Origin of the sequence: Phycicoccus avicenniae (genome assembly GCF_050496545.1) — a bacterium.
GTDB lineage: Bacteria > Actinomycetota > Actinomycetes > Actinomycetales > Dermatophilaceae > Phycicoccus > Phycicoccus avicenniae_A.
In genome coordinates, this window is the sequence record NZ_JBNVZV010000002.1 from 167,494 (window position 1) to 190,169 (window position 22,676).

Consider the following 22,676-nt stretch of genomic DNA (forward strand, 5'->3'; position numbering starts at 1 on the left):
CGTCCCGGCGCGCCGTTGCGCCTCGGGTGGGCACCGCCCCGGCGCGCACCTCGACCGACAGTAGGCACGGGAGAGCCCGTTCGGTCGCGGAGCGGCGGACCAGTTCGCCCGGGTCGCGGCGCTCGTCCACAGGCCCGGGTCCCGGGCGCCGTCGTCCACAGGAGGACCTCGGATGCGGTGCGCCTCGCCCGGTCTGTCGGTGGCCCTGCCTAGTGTTCTGGGCAGACGGGACGTGCGGGAGGCGCGTCCGCGACGCCGCTCGGTGAGGAGGTCGACGGTGGAGGTGCAGCAGGCCCTGGCCATGGGGCGACGGCTGATGCGCGAGCACGGGCTCGACGGATGGAGCATCGTCGCCGACCGCGCCAAGACGCGAGCGGGGGTGTGCCGCTTCGCCCGTCGGCAGATCGGCATCAGCGCACCGCTCACGCTGCTGCACTCCGAGGACGACGTCCGCGACACGCTCCTGCACGAGATCGCCCACGCGCTCGTCGGGCCCGAGCACGGCCACGACGAGGTGTGGCGGTCCACGGCCGTGCGCATCGGGTGCTCCGGGGAGCGGTGCGTGCCGGCCGACGCCCCGCGCGTCCCGGGGGACTGGGTGGGCCGCTGCCCGGCCGGCCACGAACGGCACCGGCACCGCGCCCCGACGCGGCTGATGTCGTGCGGCCGCTGCTCGAGCACCTTCGACACCACGCACCTCTTCACGTGGAGCTACCGGGGCGGTTCGGCCTCGCTCCCGCCCTCGTACACAGCCGAGCTCGCGGAGGTACGACGGCAGGCGGTGGCCCGGGCGGCGGTGGGCGAGCCGCCACGGCTCGGCGACGTCGTCGAGGTGACCGCGGGTCCGTGGGCGGGTCGCACCGGCGAGGTCGAGCTCGTCGGGGTGGTGCGCTGCCAGGTGCGGGTGGCCGACCAGCTGCTCAGCCTCCCGCTCGATGCGGTGCGCCGTGCGCGGGAGGGGAGCGCCGCCTGAGGAGGAGCAGAGGGGCAGGGCCGGTCGAGGGGAACGGCCGGCTGAGGGGAGGCCTACGGGTGAGCGGCGACACACCGGCGCCGGGGGTTCGCGGGACGGGGCGGTCCGTGGCAGGGTCGAGGACCGTGAGCGCACGAGGGGGTCGCCGGCCGGCGGCCGTGGTCGCGCACCGGGGGTCGGCCGCCGGCGCCCCCGAGAACACCCTCGCGGCCGTGCGGTTGGCGCTCGAGCACGGCGCCGACGTCGTCGAGACCGACGTCCGGCGCACGCGGGACGGCGTGCTGGTCGTGCTCCACGACGAGTCGCTGGCCCGCACCACCGACGTGCGCGAGGTCTTCCCCGAGCGCGGCCCCTGGTGCGTGCGCGACCTGACCCTCGAGGAGGTCCGGCGCCTCGACGCCGGCTCGTGGTTCGGCCCGGCCTTCGCGGGCGAGCGGGTGCCGACCCTGCGCGAGTGGATGGACGCCGTCGGCGACGCGGGCATGCTCGTCGAGGCCAAGCAGCCCCACCTGTACCCCGGGATCGAGCACCAGCTCGCGGCCGAGCTGCGGGCGGTGCCCGGCCTCCACGAGGCGTCGGCCGCCGGCCGGCTCGCCGTCCAGTCCTTCGACCGTGACTGGTTGCACCGCTTCCACGAGGTCGCGCCCGACGTGCCGGTGGCCCTCGTCCACCCAGGCGTACCCGACGACGAGCTGCTCACCGCCGACAGCACCTGGCTCGCGGCGCTCAACCCGGCGCTGGGCAACATCACCCGGGAGCTCGTCGACCGGATGCACGGCCTCGGTCTCGCGACGAACGTCTGGACCGTCAACGACCCGCGGGACATTCAACGGGCCCTGGACTGGAGCGTCGACGGCGTCATCACCGACCACCCGGAGCTCGCCCGGCCCCTCGTCGGCGCCCGTCGCTGACCTCCCCGTGAGCACGCTCACCGCGGACCGACGTGACCGCGAGGCCCTTCGCACCCGAGAATGTCCCCCGTGGACGAGCACGAGCACGAGATCGAGGGCAGCAGCCGGGTCGCCGACCCCACGAGCGGCGTGTTCAGCGAGTGGCAGCCCCCGGTCGAGGGGCTCGAGCGGGCGCTCGTGCTGGCCGGCGGTGGGGCCACCGGCATCGCGTGGGAGGCCGGCATCATCCTCGGCCTGCGCGACGAGGGGGTGGACGTCCGCGACGCCGACACGATGATCGGCACCTCCGCCGGCTCGATGGTGGCGGCCCACCTGCGCCTCGGCACCGACGAGGGTGACGCCTTCGCCCGCATCCGCGAGGGTGCTCCGCTCGCGAGCTACGGACGCCTCGGGGCCACCGACGCCGGCCGGTACGTCGCCTCGCAGGTGGCCCGCACCCGCGACCCCCGCGCCGGGCGGGCCCTGGTGTCGCGGGCCGCTCTCGCCGCCAGCACCCCCACCGAGGAGGAGTGGCTCGACACCGTCGGGCTCGGCCTCGTCGGCAAGGAGTGGCCCACGGGGCGGCTGCTCGTCACGGCCGTCGACGCCGAGACCGGCACCTCCGTCGTCTTCGACGGCAGCGGCGAGGTCCCCCTCGAGCGGGCCGTCGCCGCGAGCTGCGCGGTGCCCGGCGTCTTCCCGGCCGTGGAGGTCGCCGGCCGCCGCTACGTCGACGGTGGGCTGCGGAGCATCGCGAACGCCGACCTGGCCGCCGGCCACCGCCGCGTCCTCGTCCTCTCGCCGTACCCGGTCGGTCCGCACCTGCGCGACCTGCCGCGGATGCAGCTGCGCGCCCTGCGCCCGCAGAGCCGCACCCACCTCGTCGTCCCCGACGCCAAGGACCTGTGGGCGATGGGCGCCAACCCCCTCGACATGACGCGCGGCGGCGACACCTTCGAGGCCGCCCGCCTGCACGGCCGGCGCATCGCCCCGCGCGTCGCCGACGTCTGGACCGGCTGAGCGCTCCCGCGTATCACGGCGGCGTCCGGGCGCTCCTCCCCGGTGACGGCACGCCCCGGCCGTCCCCGCCCCGCCCCGGGAGGCCCCCGTGTCCGCGCTCCGCTCGCTGCCGTTGCTGTCGGTCCCCGACTCCTGGCCGCTGCCCGTCGTCGCCGCCCTCGCGATGGCCGCGCTCGCCGGCCTCGACCTGCTCGGCGCCGTCGCGGCCAAGGAGTGGGCCGAGCGGGGGAGCGTCGTGGCCCTCGCCGGCGGTGTGGCCTGCTTCGTCGTCCTCTTCTGGGTCTACGCGTCCTCGCTGCGCTACGCCGAGCTGGCCGTCGTGACGATGGGCTGGATCGTGCTGCTGCAGATCGGGATCCTCGTCGTCGACCGGCTGCACTTCGGGACGACGCTGCCCACCGGCAAGCTCGTGGCGGTGGTCATCGCGCTCGCCGCGCAGGCCTACCTGCTCCTCGGCCCGTCGGGCTCCTGAGCCCCGACCTCCCACGGCACCGCCCCGGCGGTCAGTAGGGTCGGAGCACAAGGAGGCACCACGGATGACCGACCCCACGACGCTCGACGCCGGCGCCCACATCGCCCTGACCGAGCGCTACGCCGCCCACAACTACCACCCGCTGCCGGTGGTGCTTAGCCACGGGGAGGGGGCCTGGGTCACCGACGTCGCCGGGCAGCGCTACCTCGACTGCCTCGCGGGCTACTCGGCGCTCAACTTCGGCCACGGCCACCCGCGGCTGCTCGCCCGGGCGCACGCCCAGCTCGACCGGCTGACGCTCACCAGCCGCGCCTTCCTCAACGATCAGCTCGGCCCGTTCGCCGAGTCCCTGTGCCGGCTCACCGGCAAGGACATGGTCCTGCCGATGAACACCGGCGCCGAGGCGGTCGAGACGGCCATCAAGGTCGCCCGCAAGTGGGGCTACCGCGTCAAGGGCGTGCCGGAGGACACCGCGAGCATCGTCGTGATGGAGGGCAACTTCCACGGTCGCACGACCACTATCGTCAGCTTCTCCGACGACAAGGTCGCGCGCGACGAGTACGGCCCCTACACACCGGGTTTCCGCACCATCACCTACGGCGACGCCGAGGCGCTTCGTGCGGCCGTCGACGACTCCACGGTCGCGGTGCTCCTCGAGCCGGTGCAGGGCGAGGGCGGCGTCGTCATCCCGCCCGAGGGCTATCTGCGCGAGGTCCGCGCCATCTGCGACCAGGCCGGCGCGCTCATGGTTGCCGACGAGATCCAGTCCGGCCTGGCCCGCACCGGGCGCACCTTCGCCTGCGACCACGAGGGCGTCGTCCCCGACGTCTACGTCCTCGGCAAGGCGCTCGGCGGTGGCCTGTACCCCGTCTCGGCCATCGCCACCGACCGCGCCGTCCTCGACGTCATCAGCCCGGGCTCGCACGGGTCGACGTTCGGCGGCAACCCGCTCGCCGCAGCGATCGGCCACGAGGTCGTCGCGATGCTCGAGGAGGGCACCTTCCAGGCCGAGGCAGCCCGGCTCGGCGCGCTGCTCGAGGACGGGCTGCGCCCGCTGGTCGGCCACGGCCTCGACGCCATCCGCGTACGAGGGCTGTGGGCCGGGCTCGACGTCTCGCCGGGCGGTCCCACCGGCCGCGAGCTCTGCGAACGCCTGCTCGCGCGCGGCATCCTCGCCAAGGACACCCACGGCTCGACGATCCGGCTCGCGCCGCCGCTCGTGGTCACCGACGCCGAGGTCGGCATGCTGGTCGAGGCGGTCGCGGCCTCCATCGGCTGAGCGAGAAGGCGGTTCAGCCCTCGGCCGGTACCCGGGCCGCGCGGGCGGTGTTCTGCGCGATGGCCTCGACGATCTCGGTGCGCCGCGACCGCGGTAGGTCGTGACCCATGTCGGGGAACATCAGCAGCCGCGAGCCCGGCACGGCCCTGGCCGTCGCGATGCCCCCGCTCGGGGAGACGAGGCGGTCGGCGAGCCCGTGCACGACGAGCGTCGGCACGGTGACCCCGCGCAGCCGCGGCGTGCGGTCGGGGCTCTCGAGGATGGCGAGCAGCTGGCGCACTGTACCGATCGGGCTGACGCTGCGGCGCACCGCGGCCCGCACCATCCCGGTCATCTCCTCCTCGTCGAAGAGCGGCCCGGCGATGCGGCGCCAGCCCTCGACGCCGAGCCGCACGGCCTCGTCCTCGTCGGAGGGGCGGGGAGCGGTGAGCGAGAGGGCCATCGTCGGCAGGAGCTTCGGGTGGACGCCACCGTGCCGACGGCTGCCGGTGTTCGACATGATCGAGGTGAGGCTGAGGACGCGCTCGGGGTGGTCGATGGTCAGCTGCTGGGCGATCATCCCGCCCATCGAGGCGCCGACGACGTGCGCCGCCGCGATGCCCAGGTGGTCGAGCAGGGCGCGGGCGTCCTCGGCCATGTCGGCGAGGAGGTAGTCGGCGCCGCCGGACCCGGGCCGCAGGAACGAGCGGACCACCGCCGCGCGGGCCGGCGCCGGACCGGAGGTGAAGCTCGACAGCCCGACGTCGCGGTTGTCGTGGCGGACCACCCGGAAGCCGCGCTCGACGAGGCCCTCGACGAGGTCGGCGGGCCAGCCGACGAGCTGGGTCCCGAGGCCCATGACGAGGAGCATCGGGACGCCGTCGTCGGGCCCGTCCACCTCGTAGGCGATCTCCACGTCACCGAGCTGCACCGTTGCCATGGACGCAGTCTGGCACCCGCGGGGCGACCCCGGGGCACCCATCCGCCCCGTCTAGCATGGCGGCGTGATTCCGCTGACGTACGCCGTCGTGGGCCTGTCCGTGGTCCTGTGCGTCGTCGCGGTCTGGTACGCCGTCCGGGACCGCCTCATCGACGACCGGCTGCTCGCCGTCGCCGCGCTGCTCGAGGTGGCGCTCGTCGTCCTCCTCGTGGTCGGGCTGGTCGGCCTCGGCCACATCCGTGACTCCACCGAGCGCGCCACCTTCGTGGCCTACCTCGTCAGCCTGCCGGTCATCCCCGTCGGCACGGCGTTCCTCGCCATCAAGGAGAAGTCGCGGTGGGCCATGGGCTCGCTCGCGGTCGGGGCCTTCGCCGTCGCGGTGATGAGCGCGCGGCTGCTGCAGATCTGGATGTCCTATGAGTGAACCCATCGCGGGACGACCCGACGGCTCGCGGCGGGCCCTCGGCGGGCCGGGCGTGCTGCTCGTCGTCGTCTACGGCGTGCTGGCCCTGGCCGCCACCGGCCGCTCGGTCCTCCAGATCAGCGAGTACTTCGCGCGGGCACCGCTGGCCTACCTGCTGTCGGCGCTCGCGGCCGTCGTGTACGTCCTCGCCACGTGGTGCCTCGCGCGCGGGGGCCGCTGGGTGCGGGTCGGCATCCTGGCCTGCGCCACCGAGCTGGTGGGCGTGGTCGTGGTGGGGCTGGCGTCCTTCGTGGTCCCGTCGGCGTTCCCCGACAAGACGGTCTGGTCGCACTTCGGCCAGGGCTACGGCTTCGTGCCGCTGGTCCTGCCCGTCCTCGGCCTGCTGTGGTTCCGCCGCGTCGAGCGGGCCCCCGTCGCGGGGGAGTCGGCCGAGCCGGGAGCCACCCCGACCGCCGACTGACCCCCGCGAGGGCGGGCCGGGCTCAGTCCTCGGCGCGCTCGAGCAGGAGCACGGGGATGAGCCGGTCGGTCTTCGTCTGGTACTCGGCGTACGGCGGGTAGGCGGCCACGCACCGGTCCCACCACTGCTCACGCTCCTGGCCCTCGATCTCCCGGGCCACCGCAGTCCACGACTCCGTGCCGTCCTGGAGCGTGATGGTCGGGTCGGCCTGGAGGTTGCCGTACCAGACGGGGTGCTCCGGCGCGCCGCCCTTGCTGGCGACGGCCGCGTAGGTGCCGTCGTGCTCGACGCGCATCAGCGGCACCTTGCGGATGGCGCCGGTCTTCCGGCCGCGCATCGTCAGCATGACGACCGGGCGGTCCATGACGCTGACCGCGCGGGTGTCGCCGGTGGCGTCGATCTTCTCGACCTGCTCGCGCACCCAGTCGGAGGGGGAGGGGATGTAGTTCTCGCTCATGCCAGGGTCCAACTCACTTGTCGCTCGAGGTCTTCCACAGGTTGATGCCGGCGTCCTTCGCGTGCTTGTCGATCTTGGCCAGCTCCTCGCGCGTGAACCGCAGCTTCTTGACCGCGTCGAGGCTGTCGTCGAGCTGCTCGACCGAGCTGGCGCCGATGAGCACCGAGGTGACGCGCTCGTCGCGCAGCGCCCAGGCCAGCGCCATCTGCGCGAGGGACTGGCCGCGCGCCTTGGCCATCCGGTCCAGGGCCCGGACGTGCTTGAGCGCGCTGTCGGTGAGGAGCGACGGGTCGAGCGACTTGCCCTGCGCGGCGCGGGAACCCGCGGGGATGCCCTTGAGGTACTTGTTGGTGAGCATGCCTTGGGCCAGCGGGGAGAACGCGATGAGCCCGAGACCGGTCTCGCCGACGGCGTCGAGCAGGTCCTCCTCGATCCAGCGGTTGAGCATCGAGTACGAGGGCTGGTGGATGAGCAGCGGCGTGCCCATCGTGCGGAGGATGTGCACCGCCTCGCGGGTGCGCTGCGCCGAGTACGACGAGATGCCGACGTAGAGCGCCTTGCCCGCGCGCACGAGGGAGTCCAGTGCCCCGCAGGTCTCCTCGAGCGGGGTGGTCTCGTCGAAGCGGTGGCTGTAGAAGATGTCGACGTAGTCCAGGCCCATCCGCTGCAGGGACTGGTCGGCCGAGGCGGTGATGTACTTCCGCGAGCCGCCGCCCTGGCCGTACGGGCCCGGCCACATGTCGTAGCCGGCCTTGGAGCTGATGACGAGCTCGTCGCGGTAGGGCCGGAAGTCGCGGGCGAAGATCGTGCCGAAGTTGCGCTCGGCGCTGCCGTACGGCGGGCCGTAGTTGTTGGCGAGGTCGAAGTGCGTGACGCCGCGGTCGAAGGCGCGGCGCAGCACGGCCTGCTGGCGCTCGAGGGGCACGTCGTCACCGAAGTTGTGCCACAGGCCCAGGGAGATCGCGGGCAGGTCGAGGCCGGAGCGGCCGGTGCGGCGGTAGGGCATGCCGGCGCGGTAGCGGTTCGCGGCGGCCTTGTACTCGTCGGCGTGGAAGGTCATGGGGTCATCCTGCCGCGTTCGCGGGGTGAGACGGGGCGGGGGAGGGGGCTGACCGCCCGACCTGCCGTGCGTATCCTGAGCGCAGGTCATGAGTGCCAGCGCCAAGCCCCGGCTCGCTGGCCGGCAACCCTCCTCCGCGGTGGGGTGCCCCGGGTGAGGACCTGGCGCACGGCACCCGCCGTGCGCAAGCGCGGGAGACCTCCCGGTACCCCCGCCGACCACACGTCCGTGTGCGTTCGGCCCACCCGGCCGGCGCACCTCACGAGCCAGGAGCGACCGAGATGACCGACCCGTCCCAGTGGGGATTCGAGACCCGCCAGGTCCACGCCGGCCAGCAGCCCGACAGCGCCACCGGCGCCCGGGCCCTGCCGATCTACCAGACGACGTCCTACGTCTTCAACGACACCGCGCACGCCGAGAACCTGTTCGCGCTCAGGGAGTTCGGCAACATCTACACGCGCATCATGAACCCGACGCAGGACGCCGTCGAGCAGCGCATCGCGGCCCTCGAGGGCGGTGTGGGGGCGCTGCTCGTCGCGTCCGGCCAGGCCGCCACCACCCTCGGCCTGCTCAACCTCGCCGAGTCCGGTGACCACATCGTCTGCAGCGCGGCGCTGTACGGCGGCACCGTGAACCTCCTGAAGTACACGTTCAGGAAGCTGGGCATCGACGTCACCTTCGTCGAGGACCACACCGACCTCGATGCCTGGCGCGCCGCGGTGCGCCCGAACACCAAGGCCTTCTTCGGCGAGACGATCGCCAACCCCAAGGCCGAGGTGCTCGACATCGAGGGCGTGGCGTCGGTCGCCCACGAAGTGGGGGTGCCGCTCGTCGTCGACAACACCATCGCGACGCCGTACCTCATCCGGCCGCTGGAGTGGGGCGCCGACGTCGTCATCCACTCGGCGACGAAGTACCTCGGCGGGCACGGCACGTCCATCGCCGGCGTCATCGTCGACGGCGGGCGCTTCGACTTCGCGCAGGACGCCGAGCGCTGGCCGAACTACAACACCCCCGACGAGAGCTACCACGGGCTGCGGTACGGCCCCGACCTCGGCGTCGGCAGCCCGTTCGGCGCCAACCTGTCCTACATCCTCAAGGCGCGGGTGCAGCTGCTGCGCGACGTCGGCGCCGCGATCAGCCCGTTCAACGCCTTCCTCATCGCCCAGGGCCTCGAGACGCTCAGCCTGCGGGTCGAGCGACACGTCGCGAACGCGCGGAAGGTCGCGGCCTATCTGGAGTCGCACCCGCAGGTCGAGTCGGTGCGCTGGGCCTCGCTCGACGGCAGCCCCGGCAAGGCGCTCGCCGACAAGTACGCGCCGGGTGGTGCGGGGGCGGTGCTCGCGTTCGAGATCGCGGGCGGCATCGAGGCCGGTCGGCGCTTCGTCGAGGGTCTCTCGCTGCACAGCCACGTGGCGAACATCGGTGACGTGCGCTCGCTGGCCATCCACCCCGCCTCGACCACCCACAGCCAGGGCGGCGACGAGGACCGCGCAGCGGCCGGCGTCACCCCGGGGCTCGTGCGGCTCGCGGTCGGCATCGAGACGGTCGAGGACATCCTCGCCGACCTCGACGCCGGGTTCGCCGCGGCGCAGGGCCCGGGCGCGGGCGACGCCGCGCCCGAGCTGGTCGGCGCCGACGCCTGACCCCGTTGGGGGCGGGTGCGGCAGCACCCGCCCCCGGACCGGGGCCTGTGGAAAACTCCGCGGCCCGTTCTCCGACCCGACCTAGCGTGATGGCATGACGTCGTTCCGGGTCGATGCCGAGACCGTCCACGAGGTGGGGGCGGCGCTCGTCGAGCTCGCCGACGGCCTGGCCGGGATGGGAGACCCCCACCTCGACCGCTGGGCCTTCGGCACCGGGCGCAGCGGCCCGGCGGTCGAGGAGCTGCTCGGCGGCTGGCGGCACGCGCGGCTGCAGCTGGCCGAGGCCCTCGCCGGGCTGGGTGAGGCCGCGGCCGACGCCGGCGGCGCCTACCTCGACACCGAGGCCGGGGTCTCACGCCGGATCGGCGGGGGTCCGACGTGATGCCGCCCGTGCTCCTCGCGCCGGTCTCCGGCTCGGCCGACGGGATGCGCGCCGTCGCCGACGCGGTCGAGGCCACCGGCCGGCGGCTCGCGGACGCCGCGCAGACCCTCGGGCGGATGCGGGACGGCGCCGTCTGGGACGGGCCGGCCGGTGACGCGTTCTCGGCCCGCGTCGGGCTCGCCCCGGCCGTGCTCGACCGGGCGGCACAGCGCTTCCTCGGAGCCGCGGGGCCGATGCGCGCCTACGCGACGGTGTTCGAGCACGAGCAGGCCGTGGCCCAGCGGGCGGTGCTGGTCCACCGCGAGGCGTGGGAGGTGTACGGCCACCTCGAGGACCGGGGTGTCACCCTCCTGGCGTCGGGGCTCGACGAGTCCAGCCCGGCGGTCCAGGTGGTCCGGCGGGCCCAGCAGGACGAGGTCGCGTCCGCCTGGCGGGCCGAGGCCGAGCACCGTGCGGCGCTCGACGCGCTGGCCGCGGCCGACGCCCGGTGCGCCGCCCTGCTTACGGCCCTGGCCGACGACGACATCGCGGACACCGCCGTCTACCGGGCCCTGCGGACCACGAGCGGGGTGGGCCACGGGGTCGGGTACCTCGCCTCGGCCCCGTCCCGCCTCTACCCGCAGGCCGCGGCCGTCGGGGCGGTCGGCGAGGGCATCGGCACGCTGGCCGGCGGCGCCCTGCTCGTCGGGTACGACGAGGGCAGCTGGCGAGACGTGGGGGTCGGAACCGGCACGTTCGCCCTCGGGTTCGCCGGGCACAGCGCCCGGGCCGGGGCCAAGGCGAACACCGTCCTGCGTGCCGACGGCACCGTCGCGTACTGGGCGGCCACCACCGACCGTCGGCTGGTCGAGGGCGCGCTGATCACGGCACGCAAGCGGCTGACCGATGCCCGGGCGCGGTTCTCGGCGGTCCCTGAGCGCGGCACACCCAGCCACCTCGTCGGGGGACCCCCTGCGCCGCCCGCCGGCCCGCTCGTGCCGCGGCTGCGGGCCTCGGCGCGGGAGGCGGTGCACCGGCAGGTCGGGCGCGGTATCACCGAGCTGCGCCTGGTGACGGCGGGCGGCCCCCGGACGGTGCGGCTCTACGCGGCCGGGGTGACGCTGGGGACGGCCTCGAGGGCGGTGCCGCACGTGGTCCCGTCGGAGCAGCCGCCGGCGCCCACCTCCCCGACGACGCTGCGTCCCACGGACGCCGAGGGAACTCGGAGGAGCACCCGGTGAGCGCGACCTATCCTGTGGGACATGCCCGCCCGCCCCCTCGACGCGATCGACGCGGCGGAGCTGCACTACCCCGAGCACCTGCCGGTGGTCGAGCGGCGTGAGGACATCCTCGCGGCGATCCGGGACCATCAGGTCGTCGTGATCGCCGGCGAGACGGGGTCGGGGAAGACCACGCAGCTGCCGAAGATGTGCCTCGAGCTGGGCCGCGGTGTCGCCGGCCAGGTGGGGCACACCCAGCCGCGCCGGATCGCCGCGCGCTCGGTCGCCGAGCGGATCGCCGAGGAGGTGCAGGTCGAGCTCGGGGGACTCGTCGGGTACCAGGTGCGGTTCTCGGACCACAGCAGCGACAGCACCCGGGTCAAGGTGATGACCGACGGCATCCTGCTCAACGAGATGCAGCGTGATCGCGAGCTGCGCCGCTACGACACGATCATCATCGACGAGGCGCACGAGCGGTCGCTGAACATCGACTTCATCCTCGGCTACCTCAAGCAGCTCCTGCCGCGGCGGCCGGACCTCAAGGTCATCGTCACGTCGGCGACCATCGATCCCGACCGCTTCGCCCGCCACTTCGGCACCGACGAGCGGGGCGAGGTGGTTCGCGAGGTCCCGGTCATCGAGGTGTCCGGGCGCACCTACCCCGTCGAGGTCCGCTACCGACCGCTCGTCGAGCTCGACCCCGAGGGCAAGCACGTCGTCGAGGAGCGCGACCAGGTCACCGGCGTCGTCGAGGCGGTCGAGGAGCTGTGGACCGAGGCGCCACCGAGCCCCGACGCCACCGACATCCTCGTGTTCTTCTCCGGCGAGCGCGAGATCCGCGATGCCGCCGAGGCGCTGACGGCGCGCAAGCTGCCGGGCACCGAGGTGCTGCCGCTCTACGCGCGGCTCTCGGCCGCGGAGCAGCACCGGGTCTTCCGGCGCGCCGGCGGACGGCGCATCGTGCTGGCCACCAACGTCGCCGAGACCTCGCTCACCGTGCCGGGCATCGGCTACGTCGTCGACACCGGCACCGCGCGCATCTCGCGCTACAGCCAGCGCACCAAGGTCCAGCGCCTGCCCATCGAGCCCGTGAGCCGGGCCAGCGCCAGCCAGCGCGCCGGGCGCTGCGGCCGCGTCGCGCCGGGCGTGTGCATCCGCCTCTACTCCGAGGCCGACTTCGAGAGCCGCGACGAGTTCACCGAGCCCGAGATCCAGCGCACCTCGCTGGCCTCGGTCATCCTCCAGATGACCTCACTCGGCCTCGGCGACGTCGCGCGCTTCCCGTTCGTCGACCCGCCGGACGCGCGCCAGGTCGCCGACGGCGTGCGCCTGCTCGAGGAGCTCGGCGCGTTCTCGACCGACGAGCGCGGGCCCGGCCGCCACCGGGGGAGGGAGCGCCGGCTGACCCGCACCGGCCGGACCCTGGCCCGGATGCCGCTGGACCCCCGGCTGGCCCGGATGGTCGTGGAGGCCGGCCGGCTGGGCTGCACGCGCGAGGTGCTGGTGCTCGTGGCGGCGCTCTCCATCCAGGACCCGCGCGAGCGGCCGGTCGACAAGGAGGCGCAGGCCGCCCAGAGCCACGCCCGCTTCAAGGACGAGCACTCCGACTTCGCGGCCCTGCTCAACCTCTGGACCTACCTCAAGACGCAGCAGAAAGAGCTGTCGCACAGCGCTTTCCGGCGCATGTGCAAGAACGAGTACCTGCACTACCTGCGCATCCGCGAGTGGCAGGACCTGCACGCCCAGCTCCGACGCGCCGCGCGCCAGGCCCGGCTGGACCCCGACCTCGCGACGGCCGCGCGGGACGCCGACCCGGACTGGGACACCGTGCACCGGGCGCTGCTGGCGGGGCTGCTCTCGCACGTGGGTGCACGCGACGAGGCCACGCGGGAGTACCTCGGTGCCCGCGGCGCGCGCTTCGCGGTCAACCCCGGGTCGACCCTCTTCCGCCGTCGCCCGGACCTCGTCATGGCCGGCGCGCTCGTCGAGACCTCCCGGCTCTGGGCACGCACCGTCGCGGCGATCCAGCCGGAGTGGGCCGAGGAGGCCGGCGCGCACGTCGTGGCCCGCACCCTCAGCGAACCCCGGTGGAGCCGGAGCGCCGGGGCGGCGGTGGCCACCGAGCGCGTGACGCTCTACGGCGTTCCGCTGGTCACCGACCGCACCGTGCAGTACGCGCGCACCGACCCCGCCGCGGCGCGCGAGATCTTCATCCGCTCGGCCCTCGTCGAGGGCGACTGGGACCCGCGGCACCGGTTCTGGAAGGACAACCTGCGCACCCTCGAGCGGGTCGCCGAGCTCGAGGAGCGGGCCCGCCGGCGCGACATCGTCGTCGACGACGACGTCGTGTTCGCCTTCTACGACCAGCGGATCCCCGCCGACGTCGTCACCGAGCGGCACTTCGACCGCTGGTGGCGCGGCGAGCACCGGCGCACCCCGGACCTGCTCACCCTCACCGAGGACGACCTCACCTCGGCCGCCGGCGGGTCAGTGTCGGCGGAGGACTACCCCCGCACCTGGCGCCAGGGCGACCTCGAGCTCGACGTCACCTACCAGTTCGCCCCCGGACAGGCCGCGGACGGCGTGACCGTCCACGTGCCCGTCGCCGTCCTCAACCGGCTGCGCACCGACGGCTTCGACTGGCAGGTGCCCGGGCAGCGCGAGGAGCTGGCGGTGGCGCTGCTGCGCTCGCTGCCCAAGGCCACCCGCCGGCACTTCGTCCCGGCCCCCGACCACGCTGTCTCCGCCCTGCGCGAGGCCGACCCCTCCCGCGGGTCGCTGACCGACGAGCTGGCGCGGGTCCTGTTCGCGCGCACCGGTGTCCGCATCGAGCCGGGGGAGTGGGACCTCTCCCGCGTGCCCGACCACCTCCGCATCACGTTCTCGGTCGAGCGGCCGGGGCGCCGCGGACCCCAGGTGGTCGCCACGGGGAAGGACCTCGATGCCCTGCGCGAGCAGGCCGGCGGGGCGGTGCGCGAGGGTGTGGCGCGCGCCGGGCGCTCGCTCGAGCGCACCGGCCTCACCACGTGGGACGTCGGCACGGTGCCCGAGACCTTCGAGGGCCGGGCCGGCGGGCAGGTGGTGCTCGGGTTCCCGGCGCTCGTCGACGAGCGCGAGTCGGTCGCGCTGCGCGTGCTCCCCGACCGTGGGTCGGCGCTGGCCGCCCACCGCGCCGGGGTGCGACGGCTGCTGCTGCTCAACACCACCGCGCCGTGGAAGCGGGTGCTGGCCCGGCTGACCAACACCCAGAAGCTCGCCCTCGCCGACAACCCGCACGGCTCGGTGCCCGCGCTGCTCCAGGACTGCCTCGACGCCGCCGTCGACGACATCGTGGCCGAGCACGTCACGGGGCCGGTGCGCACCGGGACGGCCTACGAGGCGGCACTCGCCGCCGTGCGCACCCACGCCGCGACACGGGTCCTGCGGGTCGTCGAGGCCGTCGAGCCGGTGCTCGTCCTCGCCGCGCAGGTGCGCCGCACCCTGGACGCCCTGGCCGGTGGTGCCGCCGCCGGGTCCACCGCCACCGCCCGGGCCGACGTGCGCGCCCAGCTCGACGGGCTCGTGCGCCCCGGGTTCGTCGCCGCCACCGGGGTGGCCCGGTTGTCGGACCTCGAGCGGTACCTGCGGGCGATGCAGCACCGCCTGGAGCGGGCCGCCACCAACCCCCGCGAGCCCGTGCTCCAGGAGCAGGTGGACACCGTCGAGGGGGCCTACGCCGACCTGCTCGAGGGCCTGCCAACGGTGCGCCGTTCGGCGGCGGAGGTCACCGAGATCGGGTGGATGGTCGAGGAGCTGCGGGTCAGCCTCTTCGCGCAGACGCTCGGCACCAAGGGCTCGGTGTCGGAGAAGCGGGTGCGGCGGGCCATCGCCGAGGTGGCCGCGGGCTGACCTCGCGACGGGCGACGGGAATCCGTGCCGGGCCCCGGACGTTCATCCCCTACGAGCACCAGCGTGAAAGGCTTGTCCCGTGCAGAACCCCTCAGACCTCTACCGCCTCGAGACCGACGTCGATGCCTCGCGCCCCGGCGTGCTCCTCGTGCTGCTCGGGGGTTTCATCGACGCCGGGCAGATCCAGGAGACGCTCGGGTCGCACCTCCTCGAGACCGGCGACCCCGAGGTCGTCGCGTCCTTCGACGTCGACCAGCTCCTCGACTACCGCGGCCGTCGGCCGGCGATGGTCTTCGACACGACCCGCTGGGTCGAGTACGACGACCCGGCGATGCTCCTCCAGCGGCTCACCGACCGTGACGGGCAGACGTACTACGTCCTCACCGGTCCCGAGCCCGACTACCAGTGGGAGCGCACCGTCGAGGCCGTCCGCGAGCTCGCCGACCGGCTCGGCGTCACCCTCGTCGTCACGACGCACGGCATCCCGATGGGCGTGCCGCACACCCGCCCGGTCGGGATGACCGCGCACGCCACGGACGACTCGCTGATCGGTGAGGCGCGCTCGCCGTTCGGCCGGGTGCAGGTGCCGGCCTCGATCGGCGCCCTCCTCGAGCTCCGCCTCGGTGAGCTGGGCCGTCAGGCCCTCGGCTTCGCGATCCACGTCCCGCACTACCTGGCCGGCGCCGAGTGGGCCGAGGGCGCGCTCGCCTCGCTCACCGCCATCACCGACGCCACCGGGCTCAACCTCCCGAACGACGAGCTCGTCGAGCGGGCGCGCGTCAACCAGCAGGCCATCGCGGCCGAGGTCGCCGGCAGCGACGAGGCGCGGCAGGTCATCACGGCCCTGGAGCAGCAGTACGACGCGTTCGTCGAGGGTCAGGAGCGGCCGAGCCTGCTCGCCACCGAGACCTCGCAGATCCCGTCGGCCGACGAGCTGGGCGCCGAGTTCGAGGACTTCCTGCGCTCGGTCTCCGACGACGAGGACGACGACCGGAGCTGACCGTCCTCCTCGGTGGACCAAGCCCACCGCAGCGGTCACCGTGACCACGCCGAGGCCCCGCCCGACATCTGTCCTACCGGAGACGTCCATGTGCTCCCGATGCTGGGCCGGCCCGACCCTCGGAGCACCTGGACGGTTGCTCCGGCATCCGGGCCAAGCTGTGGTCCGAGAACCGGAGCACATGGACGGTTGCTCCGAGATGTGAGCCGTTGTGGCCCGAGGACGGGAGCACGTGGACAGTTGCTCCGAGATGTGGGCCGTTGTGGCCCAAGGACGGGAGCACATGGACGGTTGCTCCGGCATCCGGGCCGAAATGGTCCGAGAACCGGAGCACATGGACGGTTGCTCCAAGATGTGGGCCGTTGTGGCCCACGGACGGGAGCACATGGGTGGTTGCTCCGGCATCTGGGCCGAGCTGTGGTCCGAGAACCGGAGCACATGGACGTCCCAGCAGAGGTGATGTCGTGAGAGGGGCGCCCCGCAGCGCCGGGGCCTGACGTTCCGCGTCAGTCCTTGGCCTCGGACCAGCGCCGCACGACCGAGGTGTCGGCGACGAAGCGCACCGGCGCGCCGCCGGACCAGTGGTGGGCGGCGCGGTCGAGCGAGGCGTCCACCCGCCGCACCGCCTCGGCGGCGTGCTCCTCGGGCACGTGGAGCAGCAGCTCGTCGTGCAGGCACAGCACCACCGATGCACCGAGGTCGCGCACCGACGCCCGCACCGTGGCCGCCCACGCCTTGAAGAGCTCGGCGGCCGAGCCCTGGATGACCGCGTTGCGCGCGAAGCGCCCGCGCGCGGCGTCGAGCTGCGGGTCGGCACCGGGTGGCCTGGACGCGAGGAAGCGCCCGGTGGGCACCAGCCGGCCACCGAAGGTGCGCAGCGGCTCGCCGCGCCGCCCCGATGCCGCCGCCCGCTCCAGCAGCCCCATCGCGACGGGGTAGGCGGCCTCCAGCCCCTTGAGGGCCTCGCCGGCCGCCCCGCTGCGCTGCCCGTACATCGCCGCGAGCACGGCGATCTTGGCCACCGCGCGGTCCGATCCCAACCGCTGCGCCACGGGGGCGTAGAGGTCGTCTGCTCGCGTGGCGGCCGCGAAGGCGGTGTCACCGCTGACGACCGCGAGCACCCGTGGCTCGACCTGCCCGAGGTCGGCGCGCACGAAGACGAACCCGGGATGGGCCGCCACCCCCGGACGCAGCGCGGCCGGCAGGTTGTGCAACCCGTTCTCGGCGGTCATCCGGCCCGCGGCGCCGTCGCAGGCCGTCCACCGGCCGCGCAGCCGGTCGTCGGCACCGACGTGGCTGTCGAGCCAGCGGTACCCGTAGGTGGTGGCGATGCGCTCGTCGCGCCGCCAGGTGAGGAGGGCGTCGACGACGGGATGGACCTCGCGGTAGGCCTCGAGCACCCACTTGCGCGTGCTCGGGACCTCGACCCCGACGGCGGCGAGCATCTCCTTGACCTGCACCGGGTTCCGCAGGTCGGTGGACTCGCGGCCCGGCACGTGTCGCAGCACGGTCTCGTCGCGGGCGCGCCGGGCCGCGACCGTCTCGGCGTCACCGACCGTGCGGGGCCCGGCGGCCTCGGCGACGAGCTGCTCGGTGCGGGCGCGGTCGAGGGGGAGGCCGTCGCGCTCGAGCTCGAGGCAGAGCAGGGCGGCCGCGGACTCCGAGGCGACGGTGGAGGCCAACCGCGGCGAGACCGCCTGCGCGCGGGCCAGCTGGAGCCGGGCGACGGTGAGGGCGGCCTCGGCCCAGGCGCCGAGGTGCGCGGGGTCCTCGAGCCACCGGGCGTGGTCGCCGCGCAGGTGGCCGGCGGCGTCGACGAGCACGTCGGGCGGGGGCAGGTCGTCGGCGCCGACGAGGTCGAAGAGGTCACCGCCCGGGGGCGCCGGGACGGTGTCGGCGGGCAGGTCGTGGGCCGCGGCCCAGCAGAGCGCCGGGGCGGCGTCCCATCCACCGTTCAGGAGCCGGTGCGCCTCCGCGACGTCCCAGGCCCGCGCGAGGTGCACGCGGGCGGCGACCACCGCCCGGGCGGCCTCGCCGGCCGACCACCACACCCAGCGCGGGTGGTGACGTGCCTCGAGGTCGGCGACGACCGCGGCCACCTCGGTGGCCGGGACGGCGACGAGGCGGCCCGCGTGGAGGACGGCGCAGCCCGCACCCCCGGTGCCCGCGACGAGCACCGCCACCTCGCCCGACAGCATGGCCGCAGCGTACGGCCGCCCACCGTCACGGGTGGTCGGGCACCCCGCCGCAGGTCAGCCGCGCTGCGTGGCAGGATGACGGAGCCGGAGCCCGAGCGGACGACCCTGCGCCGCCCCGGCCGACCCAGGAGGACGACGTGGGACTGCTCGACCGAGGCCGTACCGGCAAGGACGCCGTGCAGGACACCCGCTCCGCGCTCGAGCGGGCCGGCGATGCCCCCCAGGACGACGGCGTGCTCGGCCGCCAGGCGGTCCGGGTCGTCGACCAGATCCTCGACATCGGCATCGACGGCAAGGGACCGTTCGACCCCGCGTCGCAGGTCGCCGACAAGGCCCTGCGCGCCAGCGGCGGGGACCGTGAGAAGGCGGTCGACGCCATCATCCGCTCGCACACCGCGCTCGCCGGCGCCGAGGGCTTCGTGACGGGGCTCGGAGGGTTCGTCACCCTGCCGATCGCCCTGCCCGCCAACGTCGTCGCGTTCTACGCGCTCGCGACGCGGATGACCGCCGCCATCGCCCGCGTGCGGGGCCACGACATCGACCAGCCGCAGATCCGCGCCGCCGTCCTGCTCACCCTCGTGGGAGCCGACGCCGACGACCTCATCGAGAAGGCGAAGCTCGCCGCGCCGATGGGTGGCACGTTCGCCAACCTCGCGGCCCAGCGCCTGCCCGGCCCGGCGTCGATGGTCGTCAAGAAGGGCGTCTTCTTCAAGCTCGTCGCGAGCAGCGGCAAGGGCGTGCTCGCCCGCTTCGGTCGGGGCGTGCCGGTGGTCGGCGGGGTCGTCGGCGCCGGTGTCGACGCCGTGCTGCTGCGCCGGGTCGCCGTCGACGCCAAGCGCGAGTTCCCCGCCGTCACGGGTCAGATCGGCCCCGCCTGAGCGCGGCGCGGGAACCTCCCGCGCTCCCCGACCGTCACCACCAGCGAACCCACCCGCGAGCCCAGGAGGACCCCGTGGCCCGAGCCCGAACCCTCGCCTACGTCGGCGCCCTCGGCAGGGCGGTGCGCCTCGCCACGAAGCCGGGTGGACCCACCCTCGGCGAGCGTGCCGTGGCCGTCCCCCGCCTCGTGGCCGCGGTCCGCTCCGGGGAGTACACCGGCACCAGCCTCGGCAAGCTCGGCCTCGTCGCGGCCGGCGCCGCCTACGTCGTCTCGCCGGTCGACCTGCTCCCCGAGTCGGTCCTCGGGGTGCTCGGCGTCGCAGACGACGCGATGGTGCTCGGTTGGGTCGCGACCACCCTCGTCGAGGAGACCGAGAAGTTCCTCGAGTGGGAGAAGCAGCAGGGCCGTGGGCCCGGGCGCGGGCCGACCGTGCCCTCCGACGTCGTGGGCTGAGCGGGCCCCGTCGTCCACAGGGCGCCCCGCGGCGCCCCGTCGTCCACAGATCGCCCGGACCCCCTGGCCGCGGTGCCGGCGGGCCACGAACGTGGTCCCCATGACGACCCACATCGGCCTGCGTGGCCCCGGCGACGTGCTCGCCGTCCTGCCCTACCAGCTCGGCTACCACCCCCGGCGCAGCGTCGTGGCCCTGGCCCTCGAGGGCCGGCGCGTCGGCCTCGTCCTGCGGGTCGACCTCCCGCCCGAGGACCACGTCGAGCCGGTGGTCCGCGCCGTGGTCGACCCCCTGCTGCGCAACGAGGTCCGGCGGGTGCTGCTCGTCGGGTACGAGGACACCGAGGACGAGTGCCGGCCCCTCCTGATGCGCCTCGTGGAGTGCCTCGAGGCCGAGCGCGTCACGGTGCTCGAGGTCGACGTCGTGCGCGCCGGCCGCCGCTACTCGCCGGTCTGCAGCCAGTCGTGCTGCCCGGTCGAGGGGGAGCCGGTGCCCGCCGCCGATGCCGTGCCGGCGGTCGCCGAGCTCGTCGCGCTGGGGCGCGCGCCGCTCGCCGACCGGGCGGCCGTCGACCGGCTCGTCGAACCGGAAGCCGTCCGGTCCGCGGGCGTCGCGGTCGCCCTCGCCGACCGGCCACGCACCTCCGCCCGTCGGCGTCGTCGCGAGGCGGTGGCCGCCTGGGGAGCGGTCCTGGCGCCGGGGAGGTCGCCGGGAGGGCGCGAGCCGCCCGCGGTTCCCGACGCCGTGGTGGCCGCGGCGGTCGCCGGGTTGCGAGACATCGCGCTGCGGGACGCCGTCATCGCCTGGCTCTCACCCACGGTGCTGCCGCGCGCGAGCCTGGACCCCGTGGTGCTGGCGCTGCTGGAGCGCACGATGCCGCGCTGGGCCGGGATGGGGTCCTGGCCCCCGCACCCGTCGGCCACGGCGGACCGGGGGAACCCGGGGGAGCGGGGCGACCCGGCGGAGCGCGACGCGGTCCTGCAGCGCGTCCTGGTGCTGTGCCGCTCGGTCCCCGACGACCGGCCGGAGGACGCGGCCGCCGTGTGCACGCTGGCGGCGCACGTCGCCTGGGCGCTCGGCGAGGGAGCCCAGACCCGCGCCGCCCTCGACCGGGCGCTGCGCCTGGACCCGGGGTACCGGTTGGCCCGCCTGCTCGCGCGGCTCGTCGAGCACGGCATCCGCCTCGACCGCCGGCTCCCCGGCGGCCGGCAGCTCGGGCGGGCCGGGTGATCGGCGGGGGTGGAGGAGGAAGGATCGAGGGTGGTCCGCAGGGTGGTCCGTCCCGCGGACGGCCACCGCGGCCGGCGCGCGCGCCGGTACGATCGATGCAGGTCATGAGTCCCAGCGCCAAACCCCGGTTTGCTGGGCGGCAACCCTCCTCGCGGTGGGGTGCCCCGGGTGATGACCCGGCCGCGGCGAACGCTCGCGGCAAGCGCGAGTTCCGAGGAGCCATCTGCGATGACTGCCACCCCGACCCGGTCCACCGGAGCCGTCTGGCGCCCGGGCGACCCCGTCGGCGACCGTCGCTTCGTCGAGGTCGGGGAGGTCCGGCTCGAGCGGGGCGGTGTGCTGCCCGCGGTCACGGTGGCCTACGAGACCTGGGGGACGCTCTCGCCGGGCGGCGAGAACGCCGTGCTCGTCGAGCACGCCCTGACGGGGGACAGCCACGTGGTCGGCGACGCCGGCTCCGGGCACCCCACCGGCGGCTGGTGGCCGGGGCTGGTCGGGCCCGGGGCGCCGCTCGACACCGACCGGCTGTTCGTCGTCGCGGCCAACGTGCTCGGTGGCTGCCAGGGGAGCACCGGGCCGGCGTCACCGGCTCCGGACGGCCGGCCGTGGGGCTCGCGCTTCCCCTTCGTCACGATCCGCGACCAGGTGGCCGTCGAGGCCGCGCTCGCCGACGCGCTCGGCATCGACCGGTGGGCGCTGGTCCTCGGGGGGTCGATGGGCGGGATGCGGGCCCTCGAGTGGGCCGCCACGCACCCGGACCGGGTGGAGCGCGCGCTCGTCCTGGCCTCCACGGCCGCGGCCACCGCCGACCAGGTGGCGTGGTGCCAGCCGCAGCTGCTCGCCATCCGGCACGACCCCGACTTCCAGGGCGGCGACTACTACGACACCGGGCGTTCCCCGCTGACCGGGCTGGGGATCGCCCGGCGCATCGCGCACACCACCTACCGGCACGAGGGCGAGCTCGACGACCGCTTCGGACGCCGGCCGCGCGCGGGGGAGGACCCGCTGGGCGGCGGGGGCCGCTACGACGTCGAGAGCTACCTCGACCACCACGCGACCAAGCTGGCCCGGCGCTTCGACCCCAACAGCTACGTCGTCCTCTCCGAGGCGATGAACAGCCACGACGTCGGCCGCGACCGCGGTGGTGTGGCCGCCGCCCTGCAGGCCTACCGCGGGCACCTGCACGTCGCCGGGGTGACGACCGACCGGCTGTACCCGCTGCGCCTCTCCGAGGAGGTCGTGCGGGCCCGTCCCGGCACCGCGCTGACCGTCATCGGGTCCACCCACGGGCACGACGGCTTCCTCGTCGAGACCGGGCAGGTCGGGGGCGTGATCGCCGAGGTGCTCGCCGCGCCGTGACGAGGCGCCTCTCTGCGGTACGGTCGAGCAGACCGAGACCCCGGCCGAGGAGGACACCGTGACGATCGTCGTTGGCTTCGTCCCGACGAAGGAGGGGCGGGCAGCGCTCGCCCGCGCCGTCGAGGAGGCGAAGGGGCGGGGCAGCCGGCTCGTCGTCATCAACTCCCACCGAGGCGGGCTCGACGACGAGCAGGCCCGGGCCGGCGAGGAGGAGCTGCAGCGCGTCACCGACGAGATGAACGCGAGCGGGACCGAGGTCGAGGTCCGCCAGCTGGTCCGGGGCAACGAGCCCGCCGAGGACCTCATCGCCGTCGCGAACGAGACCGACGCCGACCTCATCGTCATCGGGCTGCGGCGCCGCACACCGGTCGGGAAGCTGATCCTCGGCTCGAACGCGCAGCGGATCCTGCTCGACGCGCCCTGCGCCGTGCTCGCCGTCAAGGGCTGACCCGGCCGACCGGGCTCTGCCACACCGGCACGGGACGGCGT

General features: G+C 74.7%; 21 protein-coding genes and 2 riboswitches. Of the genes, 17 read left to right on the forward strand and 4 right to left on the reverse strand.

Annotation, left to right across the window (positions count from 1 at the left end):
- Window positions 1–277 precede the first annotated feature (277 nt).
- The 5 genes from ACQZ2A_RS02635 (at window position 278) to rocD (ending at window position 4,634) form a co-directional block, all read left to right on the forward strand.
- Window positions 278–973: a SprT-like domain-containing protein gene (locus tag ACQZ2A_RS02635; RefSeq protein WP_430206947.1), complete on the forward strand. Its 696-nt coding sequence runs from the start codon at window positions 278–280 to the stop codon at window positions 971–973.
- 125 nt (window positions 974–1,098) lie between these two features.
- Entirely contained in the window at window positions 1,099–1,884 is a 786-nt protein-coding gene (locus ACQZ2A_RS02640; RefSeq protein ID WP_430206948.1) for a glycerophosphodiester phosphodiesterase, read from the forward strand.
- 69 nt (window positions 1,885–1,953) lie between these two features.
- Window positions 1,954–2,883 (forward strand): patatin-like phospholipase family protein, encoded by a 930-nt coding sequence (locus tag ACQZ2A_RS02645; RefSeq protein WP_430206949.1) that lies wholly within the window; start codon window positions 1,954–1,956, stop codon window positions 2,881–2,883.
- Between the two features lie 88 nt (window positions 2,884–2,971).
- Window positions 2,972–3,355, forward strand: coding sequence for a hypothetical protein (locus tag ACQZ2A_RS02650; RefSeq protein WP_430206950.1), 384 nt, complete (start codon window positions 2,972–2,974; stop codon window positions 3,353–3,355).
- Window positions 3,356–3,419: 64 nt separating this feature from the next.
- On the forward strand, window positions 3,420–4,634 hold the full coding sequence (gene rocD / locus ACQZ2A_RS02655) for an ornithine--oxo-acid transaminase (protein WP_430206951.1): 1,215 nt from the start codon (window positions 3,420–3,422) through the stop codon (window positions 4,632–4,634).
- Between the two features lie 13 nt (window positions 4,635–4,647).
- Here rocD and ACQZ2A_RS02660 read toward each other — a convergent pair whose 3' ends face one another.
- Window positions 4,648–5,553, reverse strand: a complete 906-nt coding sequence (locus ACQZ2A_RS02660) for an alpha/beta fold hydrolase (RefSeq protein ID WP_430206952.1) — start codon at window positions 5,551–5,553, stop codon at window positions 4,648–4,650.
- A 64-nt stretch (window positions 5,554–5,617) separates the two neighbouring features.
- On the opposite strand from ACQZ2A_RS02660, the gene ACQZ2A_RS02665 reads away from it, so the two are divergent.
- Together ACQZ2A_RS02665 and ACQZ2A_RS02670 are read left to right on the forward strand one after the other, a co-directional pair.
- Window positions 5,618–5,977, forward strand: coding sequence for a hypothetical protein (locus tag ACQZ2A_RS02665; protein ID WP_430206953.1), 360 nt, complete (start codon window positions 5,618–5,620; stop codon window positions 5,975–5,977).
- A complete protein-coding gene (locus tag ACQZ2A_RS02670) occupies window positions 5,970–6,437 on the forward strand; it encodes a hypothetical protein (protein WP_430206954.1) in 468 nt (155 codons plus the stop codon). The genes ACQZ2A_RS02665 and ACQZ2A_RS02670 overlap by 8 nt, the downstream gene beginning before the upstream one ends.
- Window positions 6,438–6,459: 22 nt before the next feature.
- Here the strand turns inward: ACQZ2A_RS02670 and ACQZ2A_RS02675 are convergent, their stop codons facing one another.
- Together ACQZ2A_RS02675 and mgrA are read right to left on the reverse strand one after the other, a co-directional pair.
- Complete coding sequence (locus tag ACQZ2A_RS02675) at window positions 6,460–6,894, reverse strand: nitroreductase family deazaflavin-dependent oxidoreductase (protein WP_430206955.1); 435 nt, start codon at window positions 6,892–6,894, stop codon at window positions 6,460–6,462.
- Between the two features lie 13 nt (window positions 6,895–6,907).
- On the reverse strand, window positions 6,908–7,954 hold the full coding sequence (gene mgrA, locus ACQZ2A_RS02680; protein WP_430206956.1) for an L-glyceraldehyde 3-phosphate reductase: 1,047 nt from the start codon (window positions 7,952–7,954) through the stop codon (window positions 6,908–6,910).
- Window positions 7,955–8,038: 84 nt separating this feature from the next.
- Window positions 8,039–8,151, forward strand: a riboswitch (SAM riboswitch).
- Between the two features lie 84 nt (window positions 8,152–8,235).
- Here mgrA and ACQZ2A_RS02685 point away from each other — a divergent pair.
- The 5 genes from ACQZ2A_RS02685 to ACQZ2A_RS02705 all read left to right on the forward strand — a co-directional run bounded on the left by ACQZ2A_RS02685 (window position 8,236) and on the right by ACQZ2A_RS02705 (window position 16,069).
- Window positions 8,236–9,600: a bifunctional o-acetylhomoserine/o-acetylserine sulfhydrylase gene (locus ACQZ2A_RS02685; protein ID WP_430206957.1), complete on the forward strand. Its 1,365-nt coding sequence runs from the start codon at window positions 8,236–8,238 to the stop codon at window positions 9,598–9,600.
- Between the two features lie 94 nt (window positions 9,601–9,694).
- Window positions 9,695–9,982 carry a hypothetical protein gene (locus tag ACQZ2A_RS02690; RefSeq protein WP_430206958.1) on the forward strand — a complete coding sequence of 96 codons (288 nt, stop codon included), beginning with the start codon at window positions 9,695–9,697 and terminating at the stop codon, window positions 9,980–9,982.
- The gene (locus ACQZ2A_RS02695) at window positions 9,982–11,202 is read left to right on the forward strand and encodes a hypothetical protein (RefSeq protein WP_430206959.1); all 1,221 of its coding nucleotides are present in this window, start codon (window positions 9,982–9,984) and stop codon (window positions 11,200–11,202) included. The genes ACQZ2A_RS02690 and ACQZ2A_RS02695 overlap by 1 nt, the downstream gene beginning before the upstream one ends.
- Before the next feature lie 21 nt (window positions 11,203–11,223).
- Entirely contained in the window at window positions 11,224–15,069 is a 3,846-nt protein-coding gene (hrpA, locus tag ACQZ2A_RS02700) for an ATP-dependent RNA helicase HrpA (RefSeq protein ID WP_430206960.1), read from the forward strand.
- A gap of 79 nt (window positions 15,070–15,148) precedes the next feature.
- Window positions 15,149–16,069, forward strand: coding sequence for a PAC2 family protein (locus ACQZ2A_RS02705; protein WP_430206961.1), 921 nt, complete (start codon window positions 15,149–15,151; stop codon window positions 16,067–16,069).
- 506 nt (window positions 16,070–16,575) lie between these two features.
- Here ACQZ2A_RS02705 and ACQZ2A_RS02710 read toward each other — a convergent pair.
- Window positions 16,576–18,267 (reverse strand): DNA polymerase, encoded by a 1,692-nt coding sequence (locus ACQZ2A_RS02710; RefSeq protein ID WP_430206962.1) that lies wholly within the window; start codon window positions 18,265–18,267, stop codon window positions 16,576–16,578.
- A gap of 137 nt (window positions 18,268–18,404) precedes the next feature.
- Here ACQZ2A_RS02710 and ACQZ2A_RS02715 point away from each other — a divergent pair, with 137 nt between their 5' ends.
- From ACQZ2A_RS02715 to ACQZ2A_RS02735, 5 genes are all read left to right on the forward strand, one after another.
- A complete protein-coding gene (locus ACQZ2A_RS02715) occupies window positions 18,405–19,145 on the forward strand; it encodes an EcsC family protein (protein ID WP_430206963.1) in 741 nt (246 codons plus the stop codon).
- Window positions 19,146–19,219: 74 nt separating this feature from the next.
- Window positions 19,220–19,600 carry a YkvA family protein gene (locus tag ACQZ2A_RS02720; protein WP_430206964.1) on the forward strand — a complete coding sequence of 127 codons (381 nt, stop codon included), beginning with the start codon at window positions 19,220–19,222 and terminating at the stop codon, window positions 19,598–19,600.
- Window positions 19,601–19,700: 100 nt separating this feature from the next.
- Window positions 19,701–20,828 carry a DUF4192 domain-containing protein gene (locus ACQZ2A_RS02725; protein ID WP_430206965.1) on the forward strand — a complete coding sequence of 376 codons (1,128 nt, stop codon included), beginning with the start codon at window positions 19,701–19,703 and terminating at the stop codon, window positions 20,826–20,828.
- Between the two features lie 100 nt (window positions 20,829–20,928).
- A riboswitch (SAM riboswitch) is annotated at window positions 20,929–21,039 on the forward strand.
- A gap of 17 nt (window positions 21,040–21,056) precedes the next feature.
- Complete coding sequence (gene metX / locus ACQZ2A_RS02730) at window positions 21,057–22,187, forward strand: homoserine O-acetyltransferase MetX (protein ID WP_430206966.1); 1,131 nt, start codon at window positions 21,057–21,059, stop codon at window positions 22,185–22,187.
- A 58-nt stretch (window positions 22,188–22,245) separates the two neighbouring features.
- Window positions 22,246–22,635 carry a universal stress protein gene (locus ACQZ2A_RS02735; protein ID WP_430206967.1) on the forward strand — a complete coding sequence of 130 codons (390 nt, stop codon included), beginning with the start codon at window positions 22,246–22,248 and terminating at the stop codon, window positions 22,633–22,635.
- Window positions 22,636–22,676 lie beyond the last annotated feature (41 nt).

Bases quoted from the DNA above. Each gene is read 5' to 3' on its own strand.
- rocD (WP_430206951.1), top strand. From the start codon at position 3,420: ATGACCGACCCCACGACGCTCGACGCCGGCGCCCACATCGCCCTGACC.
- ACQZ2A_RS02660 (WP_430206952.1), bottom strand. From the start codon at position 5,553: ATGGCAACGGTGCAGCTCGGTGACGTGGAGATCGCCTACGAGGTGGAC.
- ACQZ2A_RS02670 (WP_430206954.1), top strand. From the start codon at position 5,970: ATGAGTGAACCCATCGCGGGACGACCCGACGGCTCGCGGCGGGCCCTC.
- ACQZ2A_RS02675 (WP_430206955.1), bottom strand. From the start codon at position 6,894: ATGAGCGAGAACTACATCCCCTCCCCCTCCGACTGGGTGCGCGAGCAG.
- mgrA (WP_430206956.1), bottom strand. From the start codon at position 7,954: ATGACCTTCCACGCCGACGAGTACAAGGCCGCCGCGAACCGCTACCGC.
- ACQZ2A_RS02685 (WP_430206957.1), top strand. From the start codon at position 8,236: ATGACCGACCCGTCCCAGTGGGGATTCGAGACCCGCCAGGTCCACGCC.
- ACQZ2A_RS02690 (WP_430206958.1), top strand. From the start codon at position 9,695: ATGACGTCGTTCCGGGTCGATGCCGAGACCGTCCACGAGGTGGGGGCG.
- ACQZ2A_RS02695 (WP_430206959.1), top strand. From the start codon at position 9,982: ATGCCGCCCGTGCTCCTCGCGCCGGTCTCCGGCTCGGCCGACGGGATG.
- hrpA (WP_430206960.1), top strand. From the start codon at position 11,224: ATGCCCGCCCGCCCCCTCGACGCGATCGACGCGGCGGAGCTGCACTAC.
- ACQZ2A_RS02710 (WP_430206962.1), bottom strand. From the start codon at position 18,267: ATGCTGTCGGGCGAGGTGGCGGTGCTCGTCGCGGGCACCGGGGGTGCG.
- ACQZ2A_RS02725 (WP_430206965.1), top strand. From the start codon at position 19,701: ATGACGACCCACATCGGCCTGCGTGGCCCCGGCGACGTGCTCGCCGTC.
- metX (WP_430206966.1), top strand. From the start codon at position 21,057: ATGACTGCCACCCCGACCCGGTCCACCGGAGCCGTCTGGCGCCCGGGC.